Origin of the sequence: Bifidobacterium reuteri DSM 23975 (assembly GCF_000741695.1) — a bacterium.
Lineage (GTDB): Bacteria > Actinomycetota > Actinomycetes > Actinomycetales > Bifidobacteriaceae > Bifidobacterium > Bifidobacterium reuteri.
In genome coordinates, this window is the sequence record NZ_JGZK01000023.1 from 24996 (window position 1) to 31339 (window position 6344).

The 6344-nt window shown below is 56.5% G+C and carries 5 protein-coding genes and 1 pseudogene; all 6 read left to right on the forward strand.

The window, feature by feature from the left end; all coding sequences use genetic code 11:
* Positions 1 to 7: 7 nt before the first annotated feature.
* Positions 8 to 838: a PfkB family carbohydrate kinase gene (locus tag BREU_RS10910; RefSeq protein WP_044090186.1), complete on the forward strand. Its 831-nt coding sequence runs from the start codon at positions 8 to 10 to the stop codon at positions 836 to 838.
* Between the two features lie 72 nt (positions 839 to 910).
* Positions 911 to 1624, forward strand: coding sequence for a GntR family transcriptional regulator (locus BREU_RS10915; RefSeq protein WP_044090187.1), 714 nt, complete (start codon positions 911 to 913; stop codon positions 1622 to 1624).
* 169 nt (positions 1625 to 1793) lie between these two features.
* Complete coding sequence (locus BREU_RS10920; protein ID WP_044090188.1) at positions 1794 to 3323, forward strand: amidohydrolase family protein; 1530 nt, start codon at positions 1794 to 1796, stop codon at positions 3321 to 3323.
* A 108-nt stretch (positions 3324 to 3431) separates the two neighbouring features.
* Entirely contained in the window at positions 3432 to 4877 is a 1446-nt protein-coding gene (locus BREU_RS10925; protein WP_044090189.1) for a YfcC family protein, read from the forward strand.
* Between the two features lie 353 nt (positions 4878 to 5230).
* Positions 5231 to 5611: a hypothetical protein gene (locus BREU_RS10930; protein ID WP_044090190.1), complete on the forward strand. Its 381-nt coding sequence runs from the start codon at positions 5231 to 5233 to the stop codon at positions 5609 to 5611.
* 558 nt (positions 5612 to 6169) lie between these two features.
* Positions 6170 to 6344: pseudogene (locus BREU_RS12060) on the forward strand (ISL3-like element ISBlo6 family transposase); the annotation flags it as partial.

Here is a 6344-nt window from a genome sequence, read left to right on the forward strand (position 1 = left end):
GACTGCAATGAGCAACGCCAGCAAGGTTCTCGGACTCGGCGACCAGGTCGTCGACCAGTATGTCAACCTCAATGTCATGTACCCGGGAGGCAATGCGCTTAATTTCGCTGCATTCGCCAAGAAACTGGGATACGACGCAGCATTCATGGGCGTGTTCGGAGATGATGCCAACGCCGCGCATGTGGAGCATAGCATCGACGCGCTCGGCATAGACCGGAGCCACTGCCAAGTGAGACATGGTGAAAACGGATGCGCCAAGGTGAACGTGGTGGACGGGGACCGCGTCTTCATCGGCAGCAACGAGGGCGGCATCGCCGGCATCGAACCCATTGAGGCCACGGAGGCCGATTGGAGGTACATCAGCGACTTCTCCCTGATTCATATGGGCATCTGGGGGAATGCGGATCATCTGCTGCCACGCCTCTCGATCATGGGAGTTCCTGTCTCCTATGACTTCTCCGATGAATTCGAAACCAGCACCATCGATGGGGCGCTGGGATACGTCCAGTACGGCTTCTTCTCCTTGAGCGGCATGCCCGCAAACCAGGTCAAGGTGCTGTTGAGCAGCCTATATCGCAAGCCCAACAGACTGCTGGTCGCCACCCGGGGTTCGCAGTCCACAATCGTCTATGACGGTGAACGGTTCCACGAACTGGAGCCTCATGTCATCGAGGCGGTCGATACCATGGCGGCGGGGGATTCGTTCCTCACGGCATTCCTTCTGGCGCATGTCATCGAAGGCAAAGACATCGATGACAGCCTTGTCGCCGGGCAGGAGTTCGCCGCGAAAGCCGTCCAGCTTGACGGATCGTTCGGGTTCGGAACTCCTATCAGTTAATCGGCGCCGCCTGCGACACAGGGCAATCCGGTATACGATTAACCCAGAAATCCTCGAGAAAGGAGACCGACGATGCTGCAGGATGATGCGCGTATCCCCATGTACGCCCAACTGAAAGCCTCGTTGCTCTCCGGCATCGCATCAGGCGCATATGCGCCTGGAGAGCGAATTCCAGCCGAGCCCGAACTCGGTGAACGATACGGCGTCTCGCGCATCACCGTGCGCAAAGCCATCAAGGAACTCGTGGATGAGGGATACCTCATCAAGAAGCAGGGCAAGGGCACATTCGTGCGCCGTCATGTCATCGACCGCAAGATCGAATACGTGATGGGCTTTACCGAAAGTCTTGAACGGGCCGGATACCATGCCTCGAGCGAGGTCCTGGAACGGAAGATCATTCCCGCCGACGGAAACCTTGCCGACAAGCTCGATATATCTGTAGGCGATGATGTGTTGTATATCCAACGTGTACGTAGGGGTGACGGCATCCCGATCATGATGGAGAACAACTATTTCCCCGCAGATAGATTTGGTTTTCTGGAACACGTCGATTTGAGCGGTTCCCTGTACCGATTACTGTCGGATGAACACGACATCCATCCCATTAACCCAAAAACCACGACATTGAGCATGGCACTGGCCGATGCGGACCTTGCCAGGCAGATGAACGTAGTTATCGGGACCCCGTTCTTCGAGATCAGGACGCTGATCTGCGATCAGGATGACCGACCTGTGCACGTCGGTCACCAATTCTATTTAGGAGAGCTCTACACGTTCACGCTCTAGAAGCATCCGGAGCTTCTTTCCTACTTATCCTCGTTCACGCCGATATCGGCCGTAGACCCGGCGCAAGCCATGCCTTTTCGGGTTATGCGGTTATGGCTCGGATGCGAATGGCGAGTCCAAGAGCGAGGACAGAGCTCTCGTAATCCTTAGCTTTTCCGAAGGAAAGCCTATGAACACCATTATCAGATCACGTCATATTTTTGACGGGAACGGCGAGGAACCCTTCCAGGGGTTCATTGAATTTCGCGGGCCGTTCATCACACGTGTGGAACATGGTTGGGACTATGGGCCAATCGATAGCTCCACACACCTCATCGAACATGATGACCACCTTGTGATGCCCGGTCTGCACGACAATCACGTGTTCTTCTCCGGCTGGATGGCGGCTAACGCAGGCCTTGACCTATCGCATGCCGTCAGTATGGAGGACGCGGCAAGTGTTATCTCCGATTGGGCTTCAACGCACCCTGGCCGACCGGTATATGCCCACGGATGGAATCGCAAAGCATGGGGCTCCGATCCCGACAGACAGACGCTTGACGCTATTTCCACAACGGTGCCAATCGCCGCCATCGACGACGCCCGCAGCCGGTATTGGATGAACAACGCTGCAATCGAGCGCTACGGATTCCAGGAAGACCAGTTGTCCGCAGAGACACGCGTAAGACTGATCAGGGAAATGTGCCATGATGCCGAGCTGGTCCGGGAATCCTGGCAACGATTCGAGCGACTTCTGCTTTCACGAGGCGTCGTCTCCTGCAAGGACATCGTGTTCGATGACTGCGACGTGCATGTTCCGATAGCCGACAAACTGCTCGATGTCACCATGACCATCGAACCTGTCGCGCACAAACTCGACAAAGCTCTGATCCCGAGACTCCGTTATCGGTCATTTGGCCCACGAACCCGATTCGGCGGGGTAAAGATCATGGTTGACGGTGTCGTCGCCGACGGGACCGGCGACATCCGAGGAACCTACACCAACGGAGCGGTACCGCCAAAGGTGTATTACGACGCCATCGAAGCCGATGTGGCCTATCTATCAGACCGAGGCGTATCCTGCTGTCTGACCGCCGAGGGAGACAAAGCCATCGAACGGTCAGCGGAAATCTTGGCTCGTCACACGAATCAGCAGGTACGGCACTCCATCAGCGACCTGGAGATGATCACCGGACATGCAGCCAAGATCATGGCGGAAGCCGGCATCACCGCCGAAATCTACCCACAGATTCTCGGGCTGAATCCCTCGCTCCAGGAGTCGTATATGCCCACAGCCATTGTGGGAGAGGATGGATCCTCATTCTTCCATTACACGAACCTCACTGATCACAACGTGACAGTGACCAGCGGCACCGACTGTCCGCTATTCGTGGCCGATGTGCCTGAAGCACTGCTTCGCGCTTCACGCCGACGGTTCGACCAAGGTGAAGAACGATGGTTCCCTGAATACGCCCTGACTCAGAGCTCGCTCCTGAAATCCTGGATACGAGGCGGCGATAGTAGGCCATCCGGCACCCTCAACGGAAAGCCGTCCGGAGACTTCCTCCCCGGCAGTGGTACCGGACGGATACTTCAGCGAGGCGCCACTGCCACATTCGCGATATTCGACCGTGACCTTCTCTCTACGCCTGACAACGAGCTTCATAACGCTCAGGTCATAGAAACCATCATCGATGGGAAAACCGCGTACCGAGCATGAACACGCGAATCGATTTCGCCACGCTTCCACCAAATCAGCGCCGGCAATGATGCCGGCCATAGACACCAATTCACGTACCGGCTCCACCAATATGCAAAGAGGCAACAAATGAAACTCATCGACCGCATCAAGAAAATCGGATTCCCCCACAGCTATGCGCTGCTGTTCTTCCTCATCATCATCTGCGCGTTCCTCACCTGGGTGGTGCCCAGCGGACAATACGACACCAAAACCGTGACGGTTGACGGCAGCGAACGCACCGTCGTGGTTCCAGGTACCTATCATCAGATAGCAAAGATCGCCGAAGACGGCACTGATTACCGGCAGGGACTCAGCGCCGTGCTGGAAGCGCCCGGCAACGGCATCATCGCCGCAGTCGAAGTCATCGCCTTCGTACTCATCCTTGGAGGCGCATTCGGCATCATCCTCAAAACCGGAGCCATCGATCGCGGCCTGCGCGCACTGGCCGACTTCCTCGGATCCAAGGGCATCCTCGTCATCCCACTGATGATGATCCTCGTCAGCCTCGGCGGATCCACCTACGGCATGAGCGAAGAACTCATCCCCCTGTTCATCATCTTCATCACATTCATGTTGTCCATGGGATTCGATTCCATGACCGCAATCCTCACCCTGTTCCTTGCCAGTCAGGTCGGATACATCGGCTCCACGATCAACCCGTTCAACGTGCTGATCGCCCAAGGCATCGGTGAAGTGCATGGAAACCCCTTGCTCTGGCTCCGTCTCATCTACTGGGCCGTCTTCACCATCATCGCCATCGCATTCACGATGCGCTACGCGTTCAAGGTCCGCAAGAACCCCGAATCCTCCATCGTCTACGATTCCGACCGGGTGCTCAAGGCGAAACTGTTCGGCAAAAACGGTGAAACACTCGTCTCCGACACCGGCGCGATGCATTTCACCGGCAAGGACAAGGCCATCATCACCGTGTTCATCCTCGGTCTCGCCGTCATGGTGTACGGCATCGTCACCCAAGGCTGGTACATGACCGAAATCGGCGCGTTGTTCCTTGCTCTGGGGCTCATCACCGGCATCATCGCACGATTCAGCATCAATGAGATGTGCGAGGCATTCGTCTCCGGATGCGCGGACTTCGTCTACGCGGCCGTCATCATCGGACTGGCCAACAGCATTCTCGTCATCCTCCAGAACGGCATGATCATCGACACCATCCTCAACGGCCTTGCCGGACTGTTGGGAGGCTTGCCCAAGGCGCTGTTCACCACCATTCTGCTGGCCGTTCAGGCGTTCATCACTTTGTTCGTCCCCTCGTCCTCCGGTTCCGCAGCGCTGACCATGCCGGTCATGGGCCCGCTCGCCGACCTCGTCAACATCAACCGCGACGTGATCGTATTGAGCAACCAGTTCGGCAACGGATTGATGAACATCGTCAATCCCACGGGTGGCGTACTGCTCGCAGGCCTGTCCGTAGCCGGAATCAGCTTCGGCAAGTGGTTGAAAGTGGGTTTGAAGGCGTTTGCGATCCTGTTTGTTGTAGCTGCCGTATTCCTTTGGGTAGCCACGCTTGTCTAGCGTGATCCATGGGATAGATGTCGGTATCATCAAGCCAGAGGGTGGCCTCCATTTCAGATAATCATTTTTCTGAAGTGGAGGCCACCCCTTTGGATATCCAATCCCTTTTGGATATCCAAATGAGGTCTATGCTTTGGCTGAGTCTGTGGAGCATCAGGAAAAACCAAGCAAAATGGGATGGCCATCCCATCCGCTTTTCTGATTCAACATGTCGGCGCGTCGCAGTCGATCAGCCGGATTCACCCCTTCTCTCTCGAACGGATGTCCGCACAACAGTAGAACATATGTTCTACTAATCGGCTGTTGATTGTTCAGTCTGACAACGGAACGGTTTCACGAGGAGGAGACGCGACATGGCATGGCGGATGGTCACGCACCGCTGCGGGCACCAGGAGCGTATCAACGTGGACGGCTCCTACGTGATAGTGGAAAAGAGGATTCGCAAGGCCGAGGAGACGCTGTGCGCGTCATGCGAAGGCATCCAGAGCCGGCGGGACAACAGGTCGGCCGGATTCTGCGAGTTGTGGGGCTCGAAATCGCAGTGCGACAGGGCCGAGCCGATACGCCAGCGCGTCCTGTCGCAGGTGATAGTGCTCGCCCGTCACGCGCGCATCGAGGACAGGGACGCGTTCGACGAGCTTTATAAGCAGGTATTGCGTCGCGACGATGCCGAATGGTGGATTGAGCATCGCAATGATGCAATCACCATGCTCGCCCAGGATATCGAGCTGTAGGGCAAACGAACTTCGACAGTTCGTGGACAATGGGGGCTTGGACAGTACGGACGTGCCATGCATGCGCGAATAGAGTGAGTATCGTGGCCTGCGTTCCATCAGATTCGAGATGTTCGTTGATGTCCTTCGATCCGGTGTTTGCCCGAAGAATGACCGCTGACATTTCAACCGTAAAGTGTGTCAAGTGTGTCCGGGTTGTGTGCAGTGTTTTCCGCAACGTCCACAAGTTCAAGGTCGAGTCAACCGCTGCAGGTGATGACGTAGCGGCGTTGGGCACCGCCGTGTCGGTACTGGACAACAAGCTCAGCCCCAAAGCTGCGCCGCTGAGATTCGTCCGGGAGTAGGTAGTACTGATTATGTCGGCTGTGCCATGGGATTGTGCGCATCCATTGCCTATGGTTTAGATGGCAAGCGTAATGGGGAAAATAACGACACGAACGGTGTTGACTTTCTCGCGTAACGTATGTATCCTGAACCCATCAAACATAAACGGGCCTTTCGCTGTTTGTAGTGGGTTGGCTGGTGTGCGGTGTGATGTCTGTCGGGTAGGTTGGAGGCATGGATACCTCGCATTTGTTCACAGCCGCGCTCCAGCTTCCGATGCCTTGGAAGGTCGAGTCCGTGGATTTCCGGGACGGCGACGACGGCAGGCAGGAGCTGCACATCACGATCGGTTTCGAGGCGGGCTCCCGCTTTCGCTGCCCCGAGCCGGGGTGCCGGCAGGACGAGTGCC